This is a genomic window from Bradyrhizobium sp. HKCCYLRH3061, from assembly GCF_051168015.1.
Lineage (GTDB): Bacteria > Pseudomonadota > Alphaproteobacteria > Rhizobiales > Xanthobacteraceae > Bradyrhizobium.
Map to the genome: position 1 here is coordinate 137353 of NZ_JBNPUE010000017.1, position 25439 is coordinate 162791.

Genomic DNA, 25439 nt, shown 5'->3' on the forward strand with positions numbered 1-25439 from the left:
GCATACGAATTCATCTCCCCTTTATGGGGAGATGAATTCTGCGGGGAGATTGAACATTGTTCCACGAGCACATCTCCACCGCGCCGGATGCTTGACCGCGATCACGCCGGGTTGCAATCCTCGAATCGCAGGAGGATTGCACGTGGCAACCACATCCGTACGAGACCGATTGCTGGCCGACCGGCGCGCGCTGCTCGATCTGGGCACGCGCAACCGGCTCGTGCACATCCCGCTCAAGACAAAGACCATCCGCACCATCGACATCGTCGGCGCGCGCTCCGCTGCGCTGTTCGAGCTTCTCGGTGAAGGCAAGCGCTTCACGTTCCTGCCGGCGAAGGCGGAGGCTGCGGAAGCGGACGGCACCCTGCCCTTGAGCCTGCCGGCCCCTCGGTCCGACGCGCCGAGCGTCAAGGTGGACCAGCAAAAGAATGATTCGGAGTCAGCTGCTTCGGAGTCAGAGCCCCCGCAGCCGGACACCCGGCTCAGGACCCGGCTGTCATCGGAGGCGCTGCAGAAGCGCCTGCTGGATATCTGGTACGACGCGCGAACGCTCGAGGAAGAACAGGGCGTCAATATCCTCTATCTCGCCTTCGGGCTGCTGAAATGGTTCGAGGACGACAAATCCGACGTCGAGCGCTTTGCGCCGCTCGTCCTGCTGCCGGTCCGTCTCGAGCGCAGCAGTGCCGCCGATCGGTTTCACCTGGCCTCGCGCGCGGAGCCGCCGTCGCCGAACCTCTCGCTCCAGGCCAAGCTCGACGCCGAGTTCGGACTCAAGATCGAGGATTTTGGCGACGAGGACGATGTCGACATCGCGACCTATCTCGCCGGCGTCGCGGAGACGGTCGCCAGCAAGCAGCGGTGGGAGGTCAGGGCGGACGCGATCGTCCTCGGCTTCTTCTCGTTCTCCAAGTTCCTGATGTATCGCGATCTGGACCCTGACAACTGGCCCGCAGATGGCAGCCTCGATCGTCATCCCCTGATCGCAGCGCTGCTTCAGGACGGCTTCGAGGGCGCGGAGCCGATCGTGGCCGACGACGGCAAGATCGATTCCGTCATCCAGCCGGTGGCGATGAACCACGTCGTCGACGCCGATTCATCGCAGGCCGTGGTGATCGAGGAAGTGGTCCGTGGACGCGACCTCGTCGTCAAGGGACCGCCTGGCACCGGCAAGTCGCAGACCATCACCAACATCATCGCGTCGGCTGCCGCCGAGGGGAAAACGGTGCTGTTCGTCGCCGAGAAGATGGCGGCGCTCGAGGTCGTGCACCGGCGGCTGAAGCATGTCGGTCTCGGCGCGCTCGCGCTGGAGCTGCACTCCAACAAGGCCAACAAGCGCGTTCTGCTCGAAGAGCTGAAGCGCTGCAAATCGGCCGAGGTCGCGGTCCCGCGCGGCGAAGCCACGCTGGTGCAGCGCCTGACCGACAGCCGTGATGGCCTCAACCGGCATGCGGAGATGATGCACCAGCCGCATCAGCCGAGCGAGCTGACACCGTTCAGGCTGCTCGGTCATCTCGTGCGCTGCGGAGACAACTCCGCGCAGCCTCCCTATCCGTTGCAGGGGGCGCCGTCCTGGTCTCCCCTGGATCTGGAGCGACGGCGCGAGCTGATCGCCGAACTCGCCGAACGAATTGCGGCGGACGGCGCGCCTCACCTGCATCCCTGGCGCGGTGTCGGCCGCGACGCGCTCGATCCCGCCGAAATGACTGAGCTGCGGAGATCTCTGGACGACATCTCGAACGTTGTCAGCAGCGTCTCCACGGGCGCGGCCCGCCTGGGGACGCTGCTCGGCCTCCCGCCGCCGGCCACCTTGGCCGATGCCGCGGCGATACTGGCCTTTGCGCAGGCCGCGGCCGCGATGCCGGAGTGCGACCGGACCGCCTTCCGCAATGCCATCTGGAGCCAGGCCGGACTCATCACGGACGTCATCGACAAGGGGCTGCGCTACGCGAAACTGCGGACGGCCGTCGAGAGCGCCTTCGTCGAGGCCGCCTGGGATGCACCGATCGCCGAGTGCCGCAAGGTCATCGCCGAGAAGGGCCGCTCCTGGCTGCGTCTGCTCAGCCCGCGCTATCGCGAGCAGGTGGCGCTGCTGGCCTCGTACCTGAAGGTGCCGATGCCGAAAACGCTCGAGCAGCGGCTTCTGCTGCTCGACGGCCTCATCGCGGCGCAAGCCGCACGCCGGTCCTTCGCGGAGGTCGAAGCTGCCGGCAGCACCGCGTTCGGAGCGGCGTGGCAGAAGGAACAGTCGGACTGGGATGCGCTGTCCAGATTGGCGACCTGGTGGACCGCATTCCCCAAACCGTTCGCAAACGACGACACGCGCCAGCGGCTGACGCAGCTCACGCTGTCGGCCGATGATCGGCGATCCATCGAACAGCTCGACGACGGCCTCGCAAGTCTGCGATCCGGACTCGGCAGGCTGATCGACTTTCTCCAGCTCGAGCCTGTTCGTATCCCGCTCGACGCCGGCGACCGGATCCGGTTGGCCGACCTGTCGCAGACCTTGTCGGAGTGGCAGACCGCGACCGAGCGCCTCACCCGCTGGATCGCGTTCATGGGCCGGGTCCGCCTTGCGCGCGCGCAAGGCCTCGCCGCGCTGGCCGACCGCGCGCTCGACGGCTCCTTGCCGGGCGACGCGCTCGAAGCCGCCTTCGACCGGTCCTATTACGACGCCATGCGCGGCGTGATCTTCGCCGACCATCCCGAGCTGAAGCGCTTCGACGGCGAATCGCACGACCGGCTGGTCGACGGCTTCCGCAAGCTCGACGTCGCGCGCATGCAGCTGGCCCGCGACCAGATCGCCCATGAGCATGCCGCGGCCCTGCCGCGCAACGCCGGCGGCATCGGGCCGCTCGGCGTGCTGAACGGCGAGCTTGCCAAGAAGCGCAATCACCTGCCCATCCGCCAGCTCCTGGAACGGGCCGGTCCGGTCATTCAGCAGATCAAGCCGATCTTCCTGATGAGCCCGCTGTCGGTGGCCCAGTTCCTCAAGCCCGGCGCGATCGCCTTCGATCTGCTGGTCGTCGACGAGGCCTCGCAGATCGAGCCGGTCGATGCGCTCGGCGCGGTCGCGCGCTGCCGGCAGATGGTGGTCGTCGGTGACGAGCGTCAGTTGCCGCCGACGCGGTTCTTCGCGAAGCTGACGGGCAATGATGACGAGGACAGCGACGACGAGGATCAGCCGACCTTCCAGGTCAAGGACGCCGAGAGCATTCTCGACCTCTGCCTTGCCAAGGGCCTGTCGCATCGGATGCTGAACTGGCACTATCGCAGCAAGCACCAGTCGCTGATCGCCGTGTCCAACAAGCAGTTCTACGACAACCGGCTGTTCATCGTGCCGAGCCCCTACGATGCCGTCGCGGGAATGGGATTGAAGTTCAACTACAACCCCGATGCACACTACGAACGCGGCAGCAGCCGGACCAACCCCAGGGAAGCGCGGCTCGTCGCCGAGGCCGTCATGCGCCATGCGCGCGAGACGCCGGATCGCAGCCTTGGCGTCGCGACCTTCTCGGTGGCACAGCGCCAGGCGATCCAGGATCAGCTCGAAATCCTGCGCAAGGAGAATCCGGCAACGGAGAGCTTCTTCGTCCGCGGGGCCAGCGAGCCGTTCTTCGTGAAGAACCTCGAGAACATCCAGGGCGACGAACGCGACGTCATCTTCATCTCCATCGGCTATGGGCGAACCAAGGAAGGTTTCGTCTCGATGAGCTTCGGCCCGCTCAACTCCGACGGCGGCGAGCGCCGGCTGAACGTACTGATCTCGCGCGCCAAGCTCCGATGCGAGGTGTTCTCGTCGATCACCGGCGACGACATCGACCTGTCGCGCGCCAAGGGTCGCGGCATCGCGGCGCTGAAGACGTTCCTGACCTTCGCGCAGACGGGGCAGCTCGGCATCGCGCAGGAGACCGGGCGCGATCCCGACTCGGTGTTCGAGGAGCAGGTCGCCGCGAGGCTGCGGGCGCTCGGCCACGACGTGAAGACCCAGATCGGCACCGCCGGATTCTTCGTCGATCTCGCCGTCGTCGATCCCGACAAGCCCGGCCGCTTCCTGCTCGGCATCGAATGCGACGGCGCCCAGTACCATGCGTCCCGTTCGGCGCGAGACCGCGACCGCCTGCGGCAGAACGTGCTGGAAGCGCATGGCTGGGTGCTGCATCGCATCTGGTCGACCGACTGGTTTCTCCGTCCCAAGGAAGAGACCGACAAGGTGGTTCGCGCGATCGAGGCGGCAAAGGCGCATTGGCAGGACATCGACCAGGGGGCGGCGCGAGCTCACCCCGAGCCTCCGCCAAACCCCGCCGTGCCGGCGCCGGAGCAGGCCGAGCAGCGCCCTCTGGAGATGCTCGCACAGGCACCGACGGTGGCCCTCTATGAAGAGGCGAAGCTGCGCGTGCGTCGGGAGATCGAGCCGCACGAGACGCCGCTCGCCGACATGACGCGGCACGTCGTCGAGATCGTCGCCGTCGAAGGGCCGGTGCATGAATCGGAGATCATCGTCCGGATCAGATCGGCCTGGGGCCTTGCCCGCGCCGGCAATCGCATCCGCGATGCCGTGCGAACGGCGCTGACCTCGGCAGTGGCGAAGGGACAGATCGCCGGAGGTCCGTTCTACGCCGTGCCCGGCCAGGCGATCATCGTTCGAAACCGCGAGGACGTGCAATCGCAGTCCTTGCGCAAGCCCGAGATGCTGCCGCCGGACGAGATCAAGGCGGCGATCATGCAGGTCGTGGCGCAGAACTACGGCGCCGAGGAAGACCAGTTGATCCAGGCGGTCGCCCGCCTGTTCGGCTTCGGGTCGACCAGCGCCCAGCTGCGCGAGGTGCTGCAAGGCAGCCTCCAGGATCTTCTCACCGCGGGACACCTGCGCCGCGAGGGAGAGCTGCTGACGAAGCCGCAGGAGGTCTCGCCGGCTGCGCAGAACTGACCCGCCGAATTCCTGCTGGATCGGGCTGTATGGGCGTTGCGAGTCCTCGATCGCAGTCATCGGCGCCGGCGGTCGAGAACTGCACGACCAAGCCGGAGGCGTGAATCCCGCGGCGGCATCGCTGCAGCAGCGGAACTGGCGAGGTCGGAAGCTCGTTCAGATCAGGCGCTCGTCCCAGCCCGGGGCAGCGGGGCGGGATTGCACGGCTCCGTCCCTGCCACTATCCTTGAGCCACGACACGCGCTGGCCCGCACCGCAACAGGAGCGCCCCATGCCGACCGCGACCCTGTCTCAGACTCCGGCTCCCCTGGACGAGACCATCACCATCGCGGAGCTGACGCGCGATCCCTATCCGATCTACCGGCGCCTGCGCCGCGAGGCGCCGGTGCTGCGGGTCAAGTCGGTGGGCCGGACGTTCCTCACCAAGGCGGCCGATACCAAATATGTGAAGGACAATGCGGCGCTGTTCTCGTCCGACGATCCGAACACGCCGATGAAGCGTGCCTTCCTCGCGCACACTTTGATGCGCAAGGATCACGACGAGCACCGCGCCGAGCGCATGGCGATGATGCCGGCGCTGATGCCGAAGACGATCGAAGCCGTCTGGGAGCCGCTCTACACCCAATTCGCCACCGAATATCTCGACCGGCTGCCGCGCGGCGAGATCGTCGATCTCTTCCCCGCGCTCGCAGGCCCCCTGGCCGCGCGCATCCTCGCCCATGTCATGGGCATTCCCGATGCCAGCGACGCCGACATGCAGCGCTGGTCGCAGGCCCTGATCGACGGCGCCGGCAATTTCGGCTGGACGCCGGGGCCGTTCGACGCGTCCGATATCGCCAATGCGGAGATGGACCGCTGCATCCGCGCCAACATGGCGCGCGTGCGCGCCGCGCCGGATTCGTCTGCGCTCTCCTTTATGGTCAACGCGAAGAATCCGATTGCCGAAAGCCAGATCATCGCCAACATCAAGATCGCGATCGGCGGCGGCATCAACGAGCCGCGCGACACGCTGCTGACGATCCTCTACGGCCTGCTGACCAACCCGGACCAACTCGAAGCCGTCCGCGCGCAGAACAAATGGCGCTCCGCCTTCGAGGAAGGCGTGCGCTGGGTGGCGCCGATCCAGGCGAGCTCACGCCTCGTCATGGAAGACACCGAGATCCGCGGCTGCCTGATCCCGAAGGGCGACACCGTGATGACCATCCAGGCCTCCGCCAACCGCGACGAGGAGCTGTTCACCGACGGCGAGCACTACAACGCGCTGCGCGACCCCAATCCCCACCAGGCCTTCGGCAACGGCCCCCACCACTGCGCCGGCGCCCACCTCTCCCGCCGCACCGTCGGCGCGATCCTGCTGCCGATGCTGTTCGACCGGTTTCCGAGGATGGAGCTGGTGGATGCGGCCAGTGTGCGGTGGCACGGGTTCGGGTTTCGAGGGCCGCTGGGGTTGGCGGTTCTCCTACATTAGTTTAGGTGGATTAGTTGCCTTTCCTGAAACTGCCGCAGAGCCCGCATCATGATCGCCAGAAATCCGAACGACGCCAACACCCTGCTCGCACCTTACTTTAAATTCTTCTAGCTATCAGCTTTACAGTATAGTCGCAGCGATGCCACGTCTCCAAGAAAGCTCTTGGCCTGTCGAAATGCTTCAGTACCAAAGAACGAGTTTACCCCTCGCAACATCACGCTAAACTGAGGGTAACGTGCTCCTACGCAACGGATAACAGCTCGCGCAAGCTGTAATCCGTGCTTACCACGCAACCATAAATTAAAATGATCCTTTCGAAATGCACGCGCAAAAGTCATCACAGATTTGAAATCGACAAGTTCGCCAGGTCGAACCAGCTCACTCAGAACCCTAGCCCGCTCACCACGGTTCCGCTCGATAGGCTGCACACCCCCTTTGACCAGGTCATAATATGAAATGGCATCAAAATCAGCACGACGATCCAAAGCGCGGATCGCACATAGAACAGCCATTGGGACAAGCATAGCCGCAATAGCCTTTTGAAGTTGATCTTCGAATACAGCCACCAGCTCATCGACCGCCCGGCTCGACAACTGACCCGCCCCAAATTTCCGTAAGACATACTCAAAATATTTCTGATCTACAAAATAATTCTCGATTGAGTAGACGCACGTCTTATAAATTCCAGCATCGACAAAGCGAAGATAATCATCAAAATCTTTGTCCGCCAAAAACAAAAGACGCTCGGGCTGAACGCCTAATTCATAGGAATCCAAGAATACCTTTAATGCAATGAGCGACGACTTTCCGGAGCAGGGGAAAAAGAACACCCTCTTGCCGGGAAAATAGTCTGAGATGAAATCGAAGTAGAAGGTTTGATCGTCAGGACCTTCGACAACCACAACGATTTCTTCAGATTCGTACTTAGAGAGAAAAAACTGCAATATTGTTGCGTTTGGGTTGCGCTGCTCATGCAAAAGAAGCGTTTCGAAATCTGACATCGGAATTCTCAATTAAAAGTGTCTCTTCGAAGCTTGCGAACATCAACGATATGCCCCCGCAGATCGTTGTCAAAAACGAATGGACTATGCGAGACTGCAAGCAGCATTTTACAACGCGCCGTGTCCAGTATGTCCGGAAGGAACGTCTTCTGCCACGGTACGGATAGAGACAGCTCCGGCTCATCAATGAACACGAGATAGCTCGGATCGGAAGTCAACAAGAGATAAGCAAAGACCGACAAGATTTGCTTCTCTCCGGACGAAAGATCATTGAGCTGAATTGGATTGTTTTGCAGATCAAAGATCGTCAGATTGTAATTATTGTAGCTAATCACCTTGTTGGTGAAGTATTTTTGAACAACTTTGGCGAACTGCACAAGCGGAGCTTCTTCGCCTTTGAGATCTAGGTACACTTGCAGCATTTTTTCGACGAAGAACCCGAGATACTGCATATCTTTCGTTGGTTTGCCAACCGAGCGCTTACTAAGCTTGTCGATGTCAGCACGCAATCTCTGCTTATCATCCAGAGAAAGAAGTTGATTGTCTAAGCGATCAACAAACTCCTGCACAATAGCTGGCGGAATGTCTCGGATCGATCCGATAGAGTAGTCCTTGATTCTCCCTTGCACCATATCACGAATGTATTCTTGAGCAGCAGAGTTTGACTTGTTCTTTGCCACGGAATTGAGCTTTGCCGTGAATTCGGCTATCATCTTTCCGATGTCTTCCATTCCAAAGCTTACGATTTCTGCAAAGCTTTGTCCTTGTCGGGCAAACATTGAGCCTTCTACAGCGCGCGAACGCATACGCTCTTCGATATCAGGCAAGATCGATTTAAGGTCCTTCTCGATTCTCCGATAAGTCGGCAAATAGAGCACCTTGGGTAGCTTTATCTCCACAAGACGTCGCTCCACCTCGAGAAATGACCCTTCAAACAAATCTTTCGTTTGCCGCAAAATGAACTGACGAAAACTGGAAAGCTCCTCGGGCGGCAGATCAAGCAAGCTGGCGACTATCGTGGCCTCATGCGGCGAAAAATTTGCGCCCGAAAGGAATTGGCTCAAATAGCGAGTATCACCTAGTCGGGCCAATGATGACTGGACACGGGTTGTGAGCTTTGAAAATGATCCGTCACCAACACTAAAAAGATCAGCTTTCGAGATCGCGATCTCCTGATTCTCAAGCTGTAGCGACAGCTTCGAGAATTTGTACTGGAGAAGTCGGGACCACTGCCTGGTTATGAAAAGATAGAATACATTCAGGAATGTGCTTTTTCCGGTACCGTTTGGTCCGACGATAATTGTAGCATCTGAGTCCAAAATGAGCTCATATGAATCTTCGCCAACTATCTTTTCTGCCCTGAAGGCTCGAAATTGATCAATCATCGTTATTCACTTGAGTTAGTTGTTAGGCCCCATGCAGCGTCACTCTGGTCATTTTGAATCTTTTCGACTTAAGCTGCTGAGTGCTAGGAGCGACGAGCTCAATCGGCATTCAATTGCATCGCCCCGGTTACACAGAGGTCATTGGGCTAATCGTTCGTATTTGGCATCGAATTTCAGATCGCATCATGATTTTCTTAGGTTGTATACGCAACCGTTGTTTTAGCTAGTTCGGAACACGATCAAACGCGCCGCCCAAATACCACGGGCCAAAAGCGGGCCGAAGATCCTAGCCCCCCTTTTGGTACCTCGCCCAAACTGCCCGTCGTGCCAATCTGTCGCATTCCGTCGGGCAAATCCGGCCTTGTGTCGTCGGGCAAATCAGATCGATGCTTCCTGCCGTCTCCTGCTCACTGAAGGGGCGTTTCGCGATCGTCACGGACCGTGGAGCGGGGGATGCGGTGGCCGCCTGGGGTCGCAGTGCGCGTTTCGCGTGCGGACGAACGAACCCCGGGCGGACGGTCAAGCCGTGTGGTCCCGACACCCCGACGCTGGTGTCTTGGTCGGCGACATCCCGACGACGGGGGCAAGCAAGCCCGGTCCCCTGGGAGAGCACGGAGCAGCCGTTCAACCCATCGCGCAGGGAAGGCCGGTTGTTCGGCCAATCCTGTGGTGACTGCCGCCTGCTTTTCTTTCTGCAGGCGGGCCATGGGTGCGGCCTGCACCCGGCCTTCCCTGCGCCCTTCTGTTTGAAGGGTGCCCCGATGAGCAAAGCTCGGACGCGAATGTGCGCCGCGAGGCTGAGGAGCCGCGTCGCAAGGGGCAGAGATGAAGGGTTGAGCGCCGGAAAATGGCGCTCCCTAGGGGAATCGAACCCCTGTTTCAGCCTTGAGAGGGCCGCGTCCTAACCGCTAGACGAAGGGAGCGTGAGGTGAACCGCATAGCCTTGAACGCGCCGCGCCGCAAGACGGGGGATGGACATTTTTGGGGTGGGTGGGGGTCGCTGTGGGACTCCGAGGAAAGAGTCCCCGTGGGGACCCCCACCCCCGACCCCTCCCCGCAAGGGGGAGGGGAGTGGACTGCCCGGGAGGTGAAGGGATTGGCCATCATTATGAGGCGGAAACAGCCGGCCAGGGCGGCGGTGGGCTCCCTCTCCCGCTTGCGGGGGAGGGTTGGGGTGGGGGCCGCCGCGGGCACCGGTATCAATGGAGAGAGGTCCCCCACCCGCATCGCATCTTTCGATGCGATGCGACCTCCCCCGCAAGCGGGGGAGGCGCTGACCGGTCGCGTGGGAGGAGATGGGCCTAATGGGCGACGAAAGCCCCTGCCCTTACGGTTCCACCGCGAAGCGGAGGCGGCCGGTGGGTTTGAGGGTTTTGGCGTCGAAGGTGCGGATCTCGGTGGTGCCGCCTACATCCAGGGTCACCGCCAGGCGGTCGCCGGCGGTGCCGGTGGCGACGATGCGGGCGCCCTTCGGGAGCATGGCGGTGAGGTCCGGGCCTGACGCCGTGCTTCCCTCGCCGCGGAAAAGGCGGTAGCCGATGGCGACCAGAAGCACGGCGATCGCGATCGAGGTGGTCACGCCCGCGATCATCATCATGCGCCGCAGCCGCGCCATCAGCTGGGCCTGCTCGGGCGAGGACGGCTCGGGCGCAACGGTAGAGTTCATGGACATCTCGACTTCACAATCCCACGGTCTGATGACGGTCACGGTCGCCGGCGACGAAGGCTCGCCGCGGCTCGATCGCGTGCTGGCAGCCAAGCTGCCGGAGCTGTCGCGGTCCCGGCTGAAGGCGCTGATCCTGGCCGGACAGGTGTCGCTCCGCGCGGAGGCGGTGCGGGACCCCGCTTATCACGTCATAGCCGGCGACACGATCACAATCGACGTGCCCGAAGCCGTCCCGGCCGAGCCTGCGGCCGAGGCGATCCCGCTGAAAATCATCTACGAGGACGACGACATCGTCGTCATCGACAAGCCGGCCGGCCTCGTCGTGCACCCCGCCGCCGGGCACGAGACGGGCACGCTGGTCAACGCGCTGATCGCGCATTGCGGCGCCAGTCTTTCCGGGATCGGCGGGGTCAAGCGGCCTGGCATCGTGCACCGGCTGGACAAGGACACCACCGGGCTGATGGTGGTCGCCAAGAACGACCACGCCCACGCCTCGCTGAGCGCGCAGTTCGCCGATCACGGCCGCACCGGCGCGATGGAGCGCGGCTATCTCGCCTTTGCCTGGGGCGTGCCGCACCGGCCGCATGGCACCATCAACGCGGCCATCGACCGCCATCCGCATGCCCGCGACAAGATGGCGGTGCGACCCAAGGGGCGCGAGGCGATCACCCATTACGAGGTGCAGGAGAGTTTTGCCGGCCGCGACGGCAAGCCGGTGGCGTCGCTGATCGCCTGCCATCTCGAGACCGGGCGCACCCACCAGATCCGGGTGCATCTCGCCCATCTCGGGCACCCGCTGATGGGAGACTCGGTCTATGGCCCGCATTTCAAGACCAAGGCCAACCAGCTCGCGCCGGGCGCGCGGGCGGCGCTTGAGGCGCTCGGCCGGCAGGCGCTGCACGCCTATCTGCTGGTGATCGAGCACCCGCGGACGGGAGAAATAATGCGCTGGGAATCGGAGCTTCCGGAGGATCTTTCTCTTTTGGGGGATGCGCTGCGAGCGGCGCTATGACGCAGGCCGTTCAGAAAAACGCAAGTATGTCAAAATCTTAATGGAGCCACACGGGGTCGTGACCCCCGGAATCCTTCCACCGGGGGGCGAAAATGGTGTATGTTGCGCCTGCGTCGAATGGTCGACGCATGGAACGTCGCAAACCGGCCGGCTTTAACCAAGCGACCGCTTTGCCTGGCCCGCCGCTATCGGGGGCCTGAACCAACTGGAGGGCGCTCGATGGCCCGTACAGCTACTCTGCCGGTTCTCAACGGAGAATCGGGACTTTCACGCTACCTCGCCGAGATCCGCAAGTTCCCGATGCTGGAACCGCAGGAGGAGTACATGCTCGCCAAGCGTTGGCGCGAGCATGACGACAGCGACGCAGCGCATAAACTCGTGACCAGCCACCTCAGGCTCGTGGCCAAGATCGCCATGGGCTATCGCGGCTACGGCCTGCCGATATCCGAAGTCGTTTCGGAAGGCAATGTCGGCCTGATGCAGGCGGTGAAAAGGTTCGAGCCCGAGAAGGGCTTTCGCCTCGCCACCTACGCCATGTGGTGGATCAAGGCGTCGATACAAGAGTACATCCTGAGATCGTGGTCGCTCGTGAAGATGGGCACGACCGCGAACCAGAAGAAGCTGTTCTTCAACCTGCGCAAGGCCAAGAGCCGGATCAACGCGCTGGATGAAGGCGATCTGCACCCGGATCAGGTCAAGCTGATCGCGAAGCGCCTCGGCGTGACCGATCAGGACGTGGTCGACATGAACCGCCGCCTCGGCGGCGACGCCTCGCTGAACGCGCCGATCCGCGACGACGGCGAAGCGGGCGAGTGGCAGGACTGGCTGGTCGACAACTCGCCCAACCAGGAAGCCATCATGGCCGAGCACGAGGAGTACGACCACCGCAGGCAGGCGCTGAACGGCGCGATCGGCGTGCTCAACGCCAGGGAGCGCCGCATCTTCGAGGCGCGGCGCCTGGCCGACGAGCCGATGACGCTCGAGGACCTCGCCGCCGAGTTCGGCGTGTCGCGCGAACGCGTGCGCCAGATCGAGGTGCGTGCGTTCGAGAAGGTGCAGTCCGCCGTCAAGGGCGCCATCGCCAAGCAGGAGGCGGCGGCGCTGGAGGCCGCGCACTAGGCGCGCGGCTTGCTTGAAGGTGGTCTTTGGATGCGATCGGAGCCGGCGGAGACGCCGGCTTCTTTGTTAGGTGCGATCAGTCCGGCGCGGCGCGGGCGAGCCCGGCGAGCGCACAGCCCTCGCAGTAGCGGGCGTCCTTGTAGTCGACCCAGTTGTGCGCATAGATCCGCTCCCGCGGGATGTTGTAGCGCAGCCGGAGCAGCTTCGAGAGGATGCGCCAGGCGGCGATCTGGGCCTCGGTGGGAGGCGTGGTGACGTCGGGATAGTTGCCGGCGAACTCCACGCCGATGGAATTGTCGCGCACGACCTTGCGATAGGTCGGGCCGTTGTCGATATAGCGGTTGTCGTTGCGATTGGCGCCGTCGCCATGCAGCGTGACCAGGGTTTCCGGCACCGCCCAGTACACGGTGCCGTCGGTTTCGACCCACAGGGTGACGCCGCGCCGTTTCGGGTTCTTGGCCTGCGCCAGCGCCCCCGCCCGCGCCGACCCGGCCGGCCCTTCGGTCTGGTGGACGATGATGTTGGTCCAGGGATGAGCCTGGTGCGGATCGCCCCATGGCGCCAGCCAGACGATTCTGAGCCCCGGGATCTCCGGCGTGCCGGATGATCGGGCCAGCGCGGCGAGGTCCTCGGCCGAGGCCGGCGGAGGCAGCGTGACGAGAAGCAGCGCGAGCGCTGCGCGGAGGGAGAACAGGACCGGCCTCATGGCCGGCAATGATAGCACCGCCTACCCGGCGGCGGCATCCTGGCGGCGCGGCGTTGCCACCAGCGGCTCGATCTGGTCCGGCGCCAGCGCCGGCGTCTCGTGATCGGGCGTGACGACGGCATAGCGGTTCTTGCCGTCCTTCTTGGCGACGTACAGCGCCTGGTCCGCCCGCGCCATCAGCCGGTCGGGGAATGCGCCGACATCCTCGGTCCATTCGGCGACGCCGATCGAGACCTCGATCGGCACCTCGGCGCCGGCACAGGCCTCCGCATCGTCGCGGCAGACCTGCAGGATGCGCCGCGCGATCATCGCGCCCTCGCGGAGCGAGGACGCCGGCAGCACGATGCAGAATTCGTCGCCGCCGGTGCGCGCCAGCATGTCGCCGGGGCGCAGCCGGGTCTGGGCCATCAGCGTGAAATGCTGCAGGCAGGCATCGCCGGCAGCATGGCCATGGGTGTCGTTGATGATCTTGAAGCCGTCGAGGTCGATCACCAGCAGCGCGAACGGCCGTCGCGAGCGCTCGGCGCGCGCGCATTCCTCGCTCAGGCGCTGCATCAAATGACGGCGGTTGGCGACGCCGGTGAGATCGTCGAGCAGCGCGAGATCGGCGACCTCGTTGCGCAGCCGGTCCACCGCCATCAGCAGGAAGCCGAAATTGAGCGACATCGACAGGAAGATCAGCAGCAGCACCGCGGCGGCCTGGCCGCCGGTGGAGTGGCTGAAATTGAAATCGGCGCCGATGAACGCCCCGATCGACCGCGCAGCAAACACCGCGATGATCAGAACGGACAGCAGGCCGGCCAGCCGCGCTCCCGGATTGACGGGCCCGCGCCTCGCATCCAGCACCAGCCGCGCGATGATCGCCATGGGGACCGCCTGCCCGATCGAGTAGCACAGGATCCTCAGCGGACCGTGGTCGTATGCGTATTGGAAAAATGCGATCGACGCGCAGGTCATCGCGACGACGGTCAAGCTCAGCCGCCACGACGCCCTGTAGCCGTAGAAGCGCTCCACGCCCATCGCCGCGAGGCAGATCGCGAAGGTCATCAGCGAGCCGCCGGCCAGCAGCGGAACGAACGAGCCAAAATAGAACCGCGTCAGCGCGAATGTCGCCGCCGGCGCGCACATGAACGCAGATGCCGTCCAGTACCGTGCCGAATCCAGATTGGGATAGCTGCGCATCACGTAGGCCCAGATCAGGCCCAACGCGAGGAAATTGACCACGAAGGCGGTCCACAGCGTCGGAACGTTCAGCATCCCGACAGCAGGACGCCGCAGGCCCTGTCCTCGATGTTCAATAACGCCACGCTCATGAGCTACCCTGTTGTTCGCAGCAACATGGGCGCGGCGCAGTTAACGGTTCCTCAAGGGCGCAACCAAGATTGCGCCTTGGTTTTGAATCAATGAAGACACTTTTTACGATCCGCTAACCTTGTCAGGACCCGAGCGCCAGCGGCGCCACCGGCCGGCAAATGCATCGAGCTGTGGATAAGCGCAACGGCGCTGGTGACGGCGTGAGGCAGAGCTTCGCGAATCTGCTGGGATCGACACCCGAGGCTGATGCATGGCTGGCGTGCGCCAGCGAAGCCTCGAAGTCGCGTTGCAATCCATCAAACTCCTGACGAGGATTCCATGGCGAAGAAGGCGAAGAAGGCCGCAAAGGCCACCAAGAAAGCTGCGAAGAAGACCAAGAAGGCTGCCAAGAAGAAGTAGTTGCACTTCCCGGGTGGGAGCGCGGCTTCCACCCGGCTCTCAGTTGGCTCGACCGCTAGCCGATTCTACTACGTCTCCACCGGTCGGCGTTTGCCACGCATCACGCTTTGAGCAACGCTGGCGGCGCGAGACCTTGCCTCATCCGATATCGGGCGTGCGCTCGAGCGTCACCTCGGCCTCGCGCAGCACGTCCAGCGGCGCCCACGGCTTGCTCCAGAACTTTGTGCCGCCCGGCAGCGGCTGCGACAACGGGCGGCCAGACGTGACGACCACATTGATGTGGGGGTGACGCGCCTTGGCGACATGGGCAAGCTCGACCCCGTTCATGCGGCCCGCCAGATTGACGTCGGTCATCAGCAGCACGATGCGATGCCCCGGCTTGTTCAGGACGAGTTCGGCGGCCTCCGCGCTCTCACACGCGATCACGTCGTACTCGCTCTCTTCGAGCAGCAGCGTGATCATCTCGCGCTGCGCCAGATCGTCTTCCACGATCAGTGCGGTGGCGCGAAAAGGTTGCGACTGTCCCATGCAGGTCCTCCACGAATGTGTGCTCGTAAAGTAATGTGAGTTAAAAGCTGAACCGCCGGATGGTTCGGTTCCAATCAGAAAAAGTGGCAGAAAACCCAGCTGCAATTCAACCAGGCACGTGGAACCGGTCCATCAGGGGAGTGAAGCGACAATGACGATCATTCGAGGCGCAGCTGCCGCCGTGACAGGCGCAGCCAGCGGTATTGGCCGTGCGCTGGCGCAGGAGCTGGCGGCGCGCGGCTGCGATCTCGCACTTGCCGATCGCGATGAGGCGGGCCTCGCAAGCCTCGCCGCCGAGCTCACCGCAAGCGGCCGCAAGGTGACCACGCACCGGCTGGACGTCAGCGATGTGGCTGCGGTCACGCAGTTCGCCGAGGACGCGACCCGCGCGCATCCCGGCCTCAACATCGTCGTCAACAATGCCGGCGTGGCACTGTTCGGCAGCTTCGCCGAGATCGATCAGGCGGAGATGGACTGGCTGTTCAACATCAATTTCTGGGGCGTCGTGCACGGCACGCGCGCGTTCCTGCCGCATCTTTCGCGCCGGCGCGAAGCGCATGTCGTCAACCTGTCCTCGATCTTCGGCATCATCGCTCCGCCCGGCCAATCGGCCTACGCCGCGGCAAAGTTCGCGGTAAGGGGATTTTCCGAGAGCCTGCGCCACGAGTTCACAGCCGCCGGCAGTCCGGTGCGGCTGTCGGTCGTGCATCCCGGCGGGATCGCCACGGCGATTGCGCGCAATGCTCGCGCTGGCCACGGCATGACCGACAATGCGCGCCGCGTGCAGGCCATCGAGCGGTTCGAGCGGCTCGCCAGGACCAGCCCACGCGACGCCGCGTTGCGGATCATCCAGGGCATCGAGCGCAATGAGCCCCGCATCCTGATCGGCAGCGATGCCCGCTTCATGGATCTCCTGCAGCGGTTCATGCCGGGCACCTATTGGCGCGTGATGGCGAAGCGGCTCGAGAAGGCGGCCGCGAAGCAGGCGTGAGCCACGGGACAGGAGGCCCCGCCCCGGCTCGCGCCCGTGGCGGATACGCCGGAGCGATCGGCGTGTCGGCAACCTTGATACGTCAGCCGCCCAACGAGCGGTCAGGCCGCTCTGATATGGGCCAGGAACTGGTTGACCTCGCTGCGCAGCCGGGTCGACTGCTGCGCGAGTTCGCCGGCCGCCGACAGCACCTCGTTGGCGGCATGGCCGGTCTGCACGACGCCGGACGTGACGCCCGCGATGTTGCGCGTGACGTCCTGGGTCTTGCCGGCAACGACGTTCACACTGCCGGCGATCTCGCGGGTCGCCGCGTCCTGCTGCGCGATCGATGAGGCGATGATGGTCGAGATCTCATCGACCTCCTGGATCGTGGCGCAAATCATGCCGATGCTGTGGACGGCAGCGGCGGTTTCGGCCTGAACCGCGGCGATCTGAGCCCCGATCTCTTCCGTTGCCTTGGCCGTTTGGGTCGCCAGCGTCTTCACCTCGCTGGCCACGACGGCGAATCCCCTGCCCGACTCGCCGGCGCGCGCGGCCTCGATCGTCGCATTCAGCGCCAGCAGATTGGTCTGGCTGGCGATCTGGGTGATGAGCGCGACGACCTCGCCGATCTTGCCGGCCGCGAGGTTGAGCCGCTGCACCTTGTCGTTGGATTGCTGCCCTTCGTCCGCCGCCTTGCGAACCACGGACGACGCACGCTCGAGCGTCTTGCTGATCTCGTTCATCGAGGATGACAGCTCTTCGGCCGCCGAGGCAACGGTGTTGACATTGTCCGATGCGGAGCCGCACGCCTGCGATACCGTCAGGGCCTGCTGTTTCGACTGATCGATCGTCACCGACATCGAACGGGCGGTCGCCTCCATTTCGATGGCCGCAGCCGACACTGCGTCGACGACGCCGCGGACGCTGGCCTCGAAGCCATCGGCCACCTCCATCAGCATGCGGCGCCGGTCCTCCTCGGCACGAGCCTGGGCCTTCTCCTGCTCCGCCTGCAGATCCCTCATCCGGACGGCGTTGTCCCTGAAAATCGAAACGGCGCGTGCCATCTGTCCGACCTCGTCCTTGCGCCAGTCGGCCGGGACGCGAACGTCCAGGTTGCCGTCGGCGAGCTCGCGCATCGCGCTCGTCATCTGGACGATCGGGCGGGAGATGCTGCGCGCGATCAACAGCCCGGCGAGCGCGATCAGCACGAGGCCGGCCAGCGTCATCCCGATTGCCAACGCCCCGGCGCGATTGCGAGCCTGGATGAACTCGCTGTTGTCCATGACGATCTCGACGGCACCGATCGGCTTGCCGGAGAAATCCTTGATCGGGCCCAGCAACGCGACGACCGGAACACCTTTGAGCTGTCCTTGGCGCGACAGGAAGCCGCCGGCCGACGCCTCCCGATAGTCGCCGCTTGCGAAGAAGGAGGTCTCCCCGATCGTCGTCGCGAACAGCTTGAAGCCGGTGTCGCCAGCCAGGCGGAACGCGACGTCGACACTGCGGCTGCGCTTGAACTCGTCGAAGAAGTTTTGGCCAAAGGTCAGGCCGAACTCGACCGAGCCCAGATGTTTGCCGGCGGAAACGATCGGTACGACGCCGCGGAGGCCGAGGCCGGCAACGCCGCCCTCCAGCCCGACGATCGGCTTGCGGTCGGTGTTGGCGGCCACCACCGTCTTGCGGAATCCCGACAGATCGTCGCCGAACTTGGCCGGCTGGTGCACCCGCAGGAAGGACATCGCCGGCGGCGTATGAAACTGAAACTGGTCGACACCGTAATCGGCCTTCAGGCTGGCCATGCCCGCACCGAACAGCCGCATCAAGGCGTCGCGGTCGTTCTGCGCCATGGCGTCCTGGACCGCCGGGATCTTGGCGACCACCGCGCTCATCGCTTCCGCGCGGGTCGACTCCAGCTGCAGGCGCGAATTGAAGGCGTCATATTGGGCGTGGAGCTCGCGCTCATTGGCGCGGTCGATGATGCCGCCGATGATCCACATGGCGACCAGCAGCACGAAGAGGGCCGTCGCTGCCGCACCGATCACCAGAGAAAGGGTGATCCGGGTTCTCAAGCCAACAAACTTCAACATGCGATCCTCGAACGTCGACTGGTGTCCGAGTATTGCAGCGCTGCAACTAATTATTCCTGAACGAGTCAGCCATTGTAGCGGACTAACAGCAAACTCTCGCGACGGGGCGGCGCGACGTTGCTAGCGAAACTCCCGTCTCCCGACTTGTTATTAACCTACCGCAATCCCCGTTGATTGCAGCCATACCGACATTCAACTTCGCATATCTTCGATCTCAGGCCATGACATCGCTGAATGTCGGGCTGGTCGGGACAGTACGAGCCTACGCGACAGGGCCGCCCCGCGCCCGCCAGCCGCTCATGCCGCCGGCATAGTGGCGGATATCTTGCCGCCCGGCCGACAGCGCCCGCCGCAGGGCGGTGGCCGAGCGGCCGCCGGCCTGACAGATCAGAACCACCGGCTTGTCGTGCACGAGGTTGCCCGGGTCGAAACGCGACAGCGGGTGATTGACGGCGCCCGGGATGTGGCCGCCCTTGAACTCATGCGGCTCGCGCACGTCGACGATGACGCAGCTTCGCTGCTGATGCGCCCGCACCAGCTCATCATGCTCGATCGCCGGCACGCTGGTCGACCCGGTCAACCTGCTGAACAGTCCTGATAGCATGGGAGGAACCTCTCACTGTTTGACGTGGGGGCACTCGGGCGACTTCAGCCTAGCCCTGTATCCGCTTCGCCTTGGCCTCGGACGCTTCGACCCAGAAGAAGAACGCACCTGCGCCGATCGCGAGCGCGGCGAACCAGACGCCATCCGGCACGCCGGTGATGTCGGGCAGCCGCACCTTGCCGAGCGCCCAAACATTCAGGACGTGGGCCTTCACCCAGTCGAAGCTCAGCGCGTAGAGGATCGCGCCGACGATCATGCCGAAAGCGCCGACTGCGGCATGCACGCTGCCGCTGGCGATGGCGCCGAGCGCGGTGCCCGGGCAGTAGCCGTAGACCACCATGCCGATGCCGAAAAGCGCCGCGCCGAGCGCGACCGCGAGCATGTTGGCGTCCTTGACGTAGTATTTGGTGTTGCCGGTGTCGACCAGCAGCAGCACGCCGATGCCGCCGACGACGATCGCGGTGCCCATCACCTTCAAGACGGTGAAGTCGCGCAGCCGGAACTGATTCTCGATCACGTTGCAGCTCGTGACCTTGCCCTGCTGTAGCAGATAGCCGAACACGGCGCCCATCAACAGCGGGCCGGCGATGCTCATCAGCGACGTCATGGCCCTTCTCCTACGCTTTGCGGAACATGAGGCGCGACACGAAAAGGCCGGTCGCGAACATCACGGCGAGGAACAGCCAGCTCGACAGCGCCAGTTGCAGACCGCCTGAAATGCCGTGTCCGCTGGTGCAGCCGCCGGCCAGACGCGCGCCATACATGATGACGATGCCGCCGAGAAACGCAGCGACGAAGCGCTTGAACACCGACGGACCAAAGCGCTCCCTCCAGACCTCCGGCACCAGCTCGAGGCGCCACGTGCCGGAGATGACCGCCGACAGGAATGCGCCGAGCGGAATGCCGACCAGAAACCAGACGCCATAGTCCCATTTCAGCGGCATCGACTTCCAATAGCTGTTGGCGGCGACGGCGTCGGATCCGATCACCGGCGCGGCGAACAGCGCCGCGATGCGCGAGAACGCCGTCGTCACGCCGAGCGGGTCGCCGAACCCGGCAAAGGCCACCCAGCTGAGGATGCCGATGCCGGCGCCGACCAGATAAGGCGACCAGTCGATCCCCCGGGACGTGCCCAGATCCTTGACCATGACGTCGTTCATCATTGCCACGACGGGTCCTCCCTGCTGACGCGGCCCAGCGCCGCGACCGACGTACGCCACTATATGCATATATTCGAATTTATGCAATTATAATTCAGCGGGTGCCGATAGGTGACGATGCCGATAGGTGAAGAGGCGGGGCTCTGCGGCAGCGTGACGGTGAGGAAACAGCGGCACTGACGACTTCGGGAACGGCAGCCCCGCGCAAGCCGCGGCGGAGCTTGATCCGCCGCGGCCCCACGCGCTCTATTCATGTCGGCGCGGGCCTCGCAAGCCCATCGTCACCACGCGACTCGGTCGCGCAGCTTGTCGCGGCCGCAGGGAGAAGTCATCGAGATTGGGCTCGCAGGCCAACGCAGAAGCGATGGCCGGCGAGGGGTGGCCGGGGCCTGCGCACCTGTCCAGCACCCCCGACGCGGCCCGGCGAATGGCGGCGAGATCGGATCTCTGCGGCTCTCGGTCGCTGCGAGCTCCTAGGCGGCTCTCACGCCGGCGATGAACTTCTTCACTTCCATGCTCAGTCTGGCACTGTCGTCGGCCAGCGATTTCGCGGCGGACAGCACCTGGGACGCGGCGGTTCCGGTATCGACGGCGCCGCGCTGCACATCCGCAACGTTGGCCGAGACCTGCTGCGTTCCCGCCGCCGCGTGCTGGACGTTGCGCGAGATCTCCTGCGTCGCGGCGCCCTGCTGCTCCACGGCCGATGCGATCGTCGACGAAATCTCCTGCAATTTCTCGATGGTGATGCTGATGTCGCGGATGGCACCGACCGATTGCTGGGTGGCGGACTGGATGCCGGAGATCTGCTGGCCGATCTCGCCCGTGGCCTTCGCCGTCTGCTCGGCCAGCGCCTTGACCTCGGATGCGACCACCGCAAATCCGCGGCCGGCCTCGCCGGCGCGTGCGGCCTCGATCGTTGCATTCAGCGCGAGCAGATTGGTCTGTCCGGCAATCGTATTGATCAGCTCGACGACGTCGCCGATGCGGGCAGCGGACTTCGAAAGCTCGCTGACCTGTTCATTGGTCTTGCGGGCCTGTGCCACCGCCTCATTGGCCATCCGGGCGGAATCCTGGACTTGCCTGCTGATCTCGTTGACGGACGCGGAGAGCTCCTCGGTCGCAGATGCCACCGACTGCACATTGGTGCAGGCTTCCTCGGAAGCCGCGGTGACGGACGTGGCGAGGTTCTGGGCTCGGCTCGCCGTGTTGCTGAGCCCGCCGGCGTGACCCTCCAGAGTGCTCGATGCCGTGGACACGGTGTCGACGATCTCGCCGACCACGGCCTCGAAGCGGCCAGTGATCTCGTCGAGCCGCCGGCTGCGTTCCAGTTTCACCTCCGCCTCTTTCGAAGCGATGTCGTCGGCCTGCTTCTTCGCAATCAGGGCGGTCTTGAAGACCTCCAGGGCGTCGGCCATCATGCCTACTTCGGTCTTCTGGCCGCGATAGGGGATCTCCATCGCCAGGTTGCCCTCACCGAGCGCCTGCATCGGCCTGATGATGGAAGCGATGCACCGGGAAATGTCGCGAACGAACCAGCTTCCGATGCCGACGCCGGCGAGAACGGCAAGGACGATGACCGTCGACATCAATTCAAATGCCTCCGCATAGCCATCCGCGGCGATCTTGGTTTCGGCGTCGGCGCCACGATTGTTGAGGTCAATCAGCTTCCGAAGAAATTCGTCCGACTGATTGGCGACGCTCCGGACCGTCTTGTTGAACAGATCGCTCGCCTGCTTGGTCGTATTGCCGTTCCCTGCGCGCAGCACCTCGAGCACACCATCGGCAGCCTTGACGTATTGCTCCCAGCCCCGCGACCAGCTCTCGAACAGGCTGCGCTCCTCGGCCGACGAGATCATCGCCTCATAGGAGCGGCGCGCCGTCGCGATGACGACGAGCGTTGCCTTCATGTTGCGGTCGAGATTGTCCTTCTCCTCAGTCGTATCAGCCGTCATGTAAGCCCGGAGCTGCGCCCGATTGAGGTTGATCGCCGAACGCAACTCGCCGAGCACGCGCACGCTTGGCAGCCAGTTCTTGGCGATCATTTCGGTATGCGTATTGATTGTCTGCATGCCGCGGACGGCCAGCAATCCGACGATGGACATCGCCACCAGCAGCAGCGCAATGACGGCCGCCATCTTTGCTCGAATGGAGAGTTGCGACATCTCGCGTGCCTTTCGTCGTCCCGGCGATTCGTATCGGTCCGCCGCATGATTGCGCCGTCCCCCGCGCGACGGTAACACCCGACCTTCGCAAATTGGTTAACATGCGGGATCTCCAGACCGGGATCTACCAACGTGATGTTCGGGCGTGATGGTCCGAATGCCGTGTTCGGCACGCATCTCCTGTGGCCAACCGCGGACTACGCGATCTGCGCGCCGGCGTGACGATGCAAAGACGCGTGTCTTCAGGTTCGATCTGATCAGACAGTATTTTTCGTCAGAGGCTGGAAGTGCGCCGACACGCCAGGCACCGACGAGCCTGTGACCGGAGATTCATGGATGCTGCTCTTTGATGCTGCATTTTCAATGCCGCTCGGTAGAAGCAGGCTCGCTTCCGCAGGATGCCTCAAGAAGGCATGGCGGAGGGCGACTGAACCGGGCTCTGCGCCGGCTTGGTGGCGAACAGCCAGCGGTCGACGACAAAATCGGTGACGGCCGCACCCAACCACATGCCACCGAGCACGATCCACGCTGTGAGCGCGAACACCGATGCCCCGGTCACGCCGGCGCCAACGGCGCAGCCGCCCGCCAGCATCGCGCCGAATCCCATCAGGACGGCGCCGATCATGTAACGGCGCATGCCGCGCCCATCCGAGAAACCTTCGAGATTGAGTTCGCGCGCCAGCGCGGCCGCAACGAACGAGCCGATGAACACACCCGGAATGATGCCGAGATCGAAGCCCGGCTTCAGTTGCGGGCTGGCGAGCACCTGCATCAGCAGCTCCGCCGAAGGACCGCTGAATGTCAGGCTCTTCAGCGGCACCGGCGAGAACGAGGCCTGGCCGAGCTGATAGGTGAGGAGCCAGCCCCCGGCGACCGCCGCGCCCGCGGCCACCGCCGAGCGCAGGATCTTCGGGCCAACCTGAAACTTCGACACGGCGGCGAGCCCGGCCAGGAACCACAGCATGCCGAAGCCGAGCTTCTCGGGCGTACCGCCGCCGAACAGGCTCATGATGTCGCGCGACGGTCCGCCGTCGACGAGCCAAAGATTGGTGAGCCATTCGCGTGCCGGCGCGAGCAGCCCGCGATAGGCGGACTGCGCCGTCACCGCGAAGATGAGGCCGGACAGCAGCGCCCGCAGATTGCCGTTGGCCGAGAGCACCAGCAGACGGCTGGCACAGCCTCTCGCCAGGATCATGCCGCAGCCGAACAGCGTGCCGCCGATCATCGCGCCGGAAATGCTGCCCTGCTGCGCCAGCTGGCGCGCTTCGGAGACGTCGAGCAGGCCCATTGCCACCAGCGCCTGGGTGCCCAGCAGCGCCGAGGCGAAGGTGAGGAGCCACACCGCCAGCCGCGGACCGCCCTGCCCGCGCGCGAACTCGATCGTGGCCGCCCGGAGGCAGAAGCGACTGCGCTGGGCGAAGAAGCCGAACGCGCCGCCGGCCGCGAGCCCGCACAGCAGCGACACCAGCTCCTCACCCAGAAGGTCGATCAATGCGGTGAGCACAGGCGCTCCCGTCGTTCAGGCCGGCCGCTCAACCTGCCGGGCGGCATCGGCAAGGACGCATGTGCCCGTCACGGGCGCAGGTAGGCGTATCCACTCTGCTGCAGCTCGGTGAGGCGCACGACGCCGCCCTTCTCCGCCACCGCAAAGCCCGGCAAGAGATCGTCGAGCTTCACGCCCTGCGCCTTCATGGTGTTCGCACAGGCCTCGAAGCCGACGCCGGCCTTCATGAGGCGCTCGGCCAGAGCCGAGATGGTCTGGTCGGCCGAAATCGCATGAAAGGCCCGCAAGCCCGGACCGTGGATCACCAGGCGAATGTCTGCGCGTCCAGGTCCTCCGGTGCCATCGACGTGGTTCTGGAGGTTGCCGAGAACGAACAGGGCGCGGTCCTGATCGGCGAGATGATAGGCGACGCGCTGGCGCGGAGATTCCGTCGCCGCGCGTGCGCTGCTGACACCGAAGATTCCAAACAGGCTGGCAAGACCAGCTTGCATCAAAGATCGACGTTCCATGGTGGCTCCTAGCGCGCGGCTGCAATGAATCCTGCGATGCGATCAGCGGCATCCTCGGCGGCGAGATCGCGAAAGAAGTGATCTGCGTCGTCAATCGTCTCCAGTCGGACACGGCTGCCGGCGCGTGAGGCCAGCGGCGCGAACGACGCTGCCACGTCCGGCACCGTCTTGTCTTGCGCTGCCGCAAGCACCAGAACCGGCAGGCTCACATCGGCGATCAGCGCCGCCGTATCCTGGCGCCGGTCGGCGCGATAGAATGCTGCGAATGCGCGCGCCGTCACCTTGGCATCGCGGCAATAGATGAAGCCCGGCACCGACATCCAATCACCGCCGCGCCCGGCGGCGATCGCAGCCTCGGCCTTGTCGAGCAGCGGCGCCAATCGCTGGCCGTAGCTCTCCGCATAGGCGTCTCTCAAGCCGGTCTCGATGCTCGCCGTCGCCGGCGCCAGGAGGATCGCACCGTCGACCGCGGCCTTGGGATTGGCGGCTAGATAGCGCGCGACCTGATTGGCGCCGCGCGAATGTCCGAGGACGAAGACGTGCGACGACGTCTTGCGCGCTTCGCTCAGCCAGGCGGTGATCTCCACGACCGCATCGTCCGTCACATAGTCATGGGGTTTGGCACAATCGTACATGCCGGTGCGGCGATCGAGACCGAGCACGAGATTGTGCGCGAGCGAGGCGATGCCCCGCTCGGCCAACGCCTTGGACAGGCCCTGGATGGTCTCCATGTCCTTGTGCGCGAGCGTGCCGTGCGTCATCAGCACCAGCGGCACATCCGGTCCAGACTGCGCCGGCAGTCGGAGCGTGCCGAGCGCCGTACGCCCGCCGATCGTGAGTTCGCGCGGCTCCTCGGCCGCGAATGCGATCGACGCAATGAACGAGACGACAAGAGCGAGCCACCACCGCATCGCA

The 25439-nt window shown here is 64.1% G+C and carries 19 protein-coding genes and 1 tRNA gene; 5 read left to right on the top strand and 15 right to left on the bottom strand.

Annotated features, from left to right (window positions below; all coding sequences use genetic code 11):
* The first annotated feature begins 91 nt into the window (after window positions 1–91).
* Together ACQR2C_RS25205 and ACQR2C_RS25210 are read left to right on the top strand one after the other, a co-directional pair.
* Entirely contained in the window at window positions 92–4927 is a 4836-nt protein-coding gene (locus tag ACQR2C_RS25205; RefSeq protein WP_434882358.1) for a DUF3320 domain-containing protein, read from the top strand.
* 271 nt (window positions 4928–5198) lie between these two features.
* The gene (locus ACQR2C_RS25210; RefSeq protein WP_434882359.1) at window positions 5199–6395 is read left to right on the top strand and encodes a cytochrome P450; all 1197 of its coding nucleotides are present in this window, start codon (window positions 5199–5201) and stop codon (window positions 6393–6395) included.
* Between the two features lie 107 nt (window positions 6396–6502).
* Here ACQR2C_RS25210 and ACQR2C_RS25215 read toward each other — a convergent pair whose 3' ends face one another.
* From ACQR2C_RS25215 to ACQR2C_RS25230, 4 genes are all read right to left on the bottom strand, one after another.
* Window positions 6503–7396 carry a DUF4435 domain-containing protein gene (locus ACQR2C_RS25215; protein ID WP_434882360.1) on the bottom strand — a complete coding sequence of 298 codons (894 nt, stop codon included), beginning with the start codon at window positions 7394–7396 and terminating at the stop codon, window positions 6503–6505.
* A gap of 8 nt (window positions 7397–7404) precedes the next feature.
* A complete protein-coding gene (locus tag ACQR2C_RS25220; RefSeq protein ID WP_434882361.1) occupies window positions 7405–8781 on the bottom strand; it encodes an AAA family ATPase in 1377 nt (458 codons plus the stop codon).
* Window positions 8782–9629: 848 nt separating this feature from the next.
* A tRNA-Glu gene (locus ACQR2C_RS25225) sits at window positions 9630–9704 on the bottom strand.
* 404 nt (window positions 9705–10108) lie between these two features.
* Entirely contained in the window at window positions 10109–10447 is a 339-nt protein-coding gene (locus ACQR2C_RS25230) for a hypothetical protein (RefSeq protein WP_316183578.1), read from the bottom strand.
* 31 nt (window positions 10448–10478) lie between these two features.
* On the opposite strand from ACQR2C_RS25230, the gene ACQR2C_RS25235 reads away from it, so the two are divergent.
* Entirely contained in the window at window positions 10479–11459 is a 981-nt protein-coding gene (locus ACQR2C_RS25235; protein WP_434882373.1) for an RluA family pseudouridine synthase, read from the top strand.
* A 219-nt stretch (window positions 11460–11678) separates the two neighbouring features.
* Window positions 11679–12578 (top strand): RNA polymerase sigma factor RpoH, encoded by a 900-nt coding sequence (rpoH, locus tag ACQR2C_RS25240; RefSeq protein WP_315805519.1) that lies wholly within the window; start codon window positions 11679–11681, stop codon window positions 12576–12578.
* A gap of 76 nt (window positions 12579–12654) precedes the next feature.
* Here the strand turns inward: rpoH and ACQR2C_RS25245 are convergent, their stop codons facing one another.
* From ACQR2C_RS25245 to ACQR2C_RS25255, 3 genes are all read right to left on the bottom strand, one after another.
* Window positions 12655–13284, bottom strand: coding sequence for a peptidoglycan recognition protein family protein (locus ACQR2C_RS25245; RefSeq protein ID WP_434882362.1), 630 nt, complete (start codon window positions 13282–13284; stop codon window positions 12655–12657).
* A gap of 21 nt (window positions 13285–13305) precedes the next feature.
* The gene (locus ACQR2C_RS25250) at window positions 13306–14541 is read right to left on the bottom strand and encodes a GGDEF domain-containing protein (RefSeq protein ID WP_434882363.1); all 1236 of its coding nucleotides are present in this window, start codon (window positions 14539–14541) and stop codon (window positions 13306–13308) included.
* A gap of 594 nt (window positions 14542–15135) precedes the next feature.
* Window positions 15136–15525, bottom strand: a complete 390-nt coding sequence (locus ACQR2C_RS25255) for a response regulator (protein ID WP_315805471.1) — start codon at window positions 15523–15525, stop codon at window positions 15136–15138.
* A gap of 151 nt (window positions 15526–15676) precedes the next feature.
* Here ACQR2C_RS25255 and ACQR2C_RS25260 point away from each other — a divergent pair, with 151 nt between their 5' ends.
* Window positions 15677–16516 carry an SDR family NAD(P)-dependent oxidoreductase gene (locus tag ACQR2C_RS25260; protein ID WP_315805472.1) on the top strand — a complete coding sequence of 280 codons (840 nt, stop codon included), beginning with the start codon at window positions 15677–15679 and terminating at the stop codon, window positions 16514–16516.
* 101 nt (window positions 16517–16617) lie between these two features.
* On the opposite strand, the gene ACQR2C_RS25265 is transcribed toward ACQR2C_RS25260, so the two are convergent.
* From ACQR2C_RS25265 to ACQR2C_RS25300, 8 genes are all read right to left on the bottom strand, one after another.
* Window positions 16618–18585 (bottom strand): methyl-accepting chemotaxis protein, encoded by a 1968-nt coding sequence (locus tag ACQR2C_RS25265; protein ID WP_315805473.1) that lies wholly within the window; start codon window positions 18583–18585, stop codon window positions 16618–16620.
* A gap of 262 nt (window positions 18586–18847) precedes the next feature.
* The gene (locus ACQR2C_RS25270) at window positions 18848–19189 is read right to left on the bottom strand and encodes a rhodanese-like domain-containing protein (RefSeq protein ID WP_315805474.1); all 342 of its coding nucleotides are present in this window, start codon (window positions 19187–19189) and stop codon (window positions 18848–18850) included.
* Window positions 19190–19238: 49 nt separating this feature from the next.
* Window positions 19239–19796: a YeeE/YedE thiosulfate transporter family protein gene (locus tag ACQR2C_RS25275; protein ID WP_316217963.1), complete on the bottom strand. Its 558-nt coding sequence runs from the start codon at window positions 19794–19796 to the stop codon at window positions 19239–19241.
* Between the two features lie 10 nt (window positions 19797–19806).
* Entirely contained in the window at window positions 19807–20349 is a 543-nt protein-coding gene (locus ACQR2C_RS25280; RefSeq protein ID WP_315805520.1) for a YeeE/YedE thiosulfate transporter family protein, read from the bottom strand.
* A 473-nt stretch (window positions 20350–20822) separates the two neighbouring features.
* The gene (locus tag ACQR2C_RS25285; RefSeq protein ID WP_434873624.1) at window positions 20823–22511 is read right to left on the bottom strand and encodes a methyl-accepting chemotaxis protein; all 1689 of its coding nucleotides are present in this window, start codon (window positions 22509–22511) and stop codon (window positions 20823–20825) included.
* Between the two features lie 403 nt (window positions 22512–22914).
* On the bottom strand, window positions 22915–24015 hold the full coding sequence (locus ACQR2C_RS25290; protein WP_315805477.1) for a YeeE/YedE family protein: 1101 nt from the start codon (window positions 24013–24015) through the stop codon (window positions 22915–22917).
* 68 nt (window positions 24016–24083) lie between these two features.
* Window positions 24084–24524: a DsrE family protein gene (locus ACQR2C_RS25295; RefSeq protein WP_409997992.1), complete on the bottom strand. Its 441-nt coding sequence runs from the start codon at window positions 24522–24524 to the stop codon at window positions 24084–24086.
* A gap of 8 nt (window positions 24525–24532) precedes the next feature.
* On the bottom strand, window positions 24533–25435 hold the full coding sequence (locus ACQR2C_RS25300) for an alpha/beta hydrolase (protein WP_316217965.1): 903 nt from the start codon (window positions 25433–25435) through the stop codon (window positions 24533–24535).
* Window positions 25436–25439 lie beyond the last annotated feature (4 nt).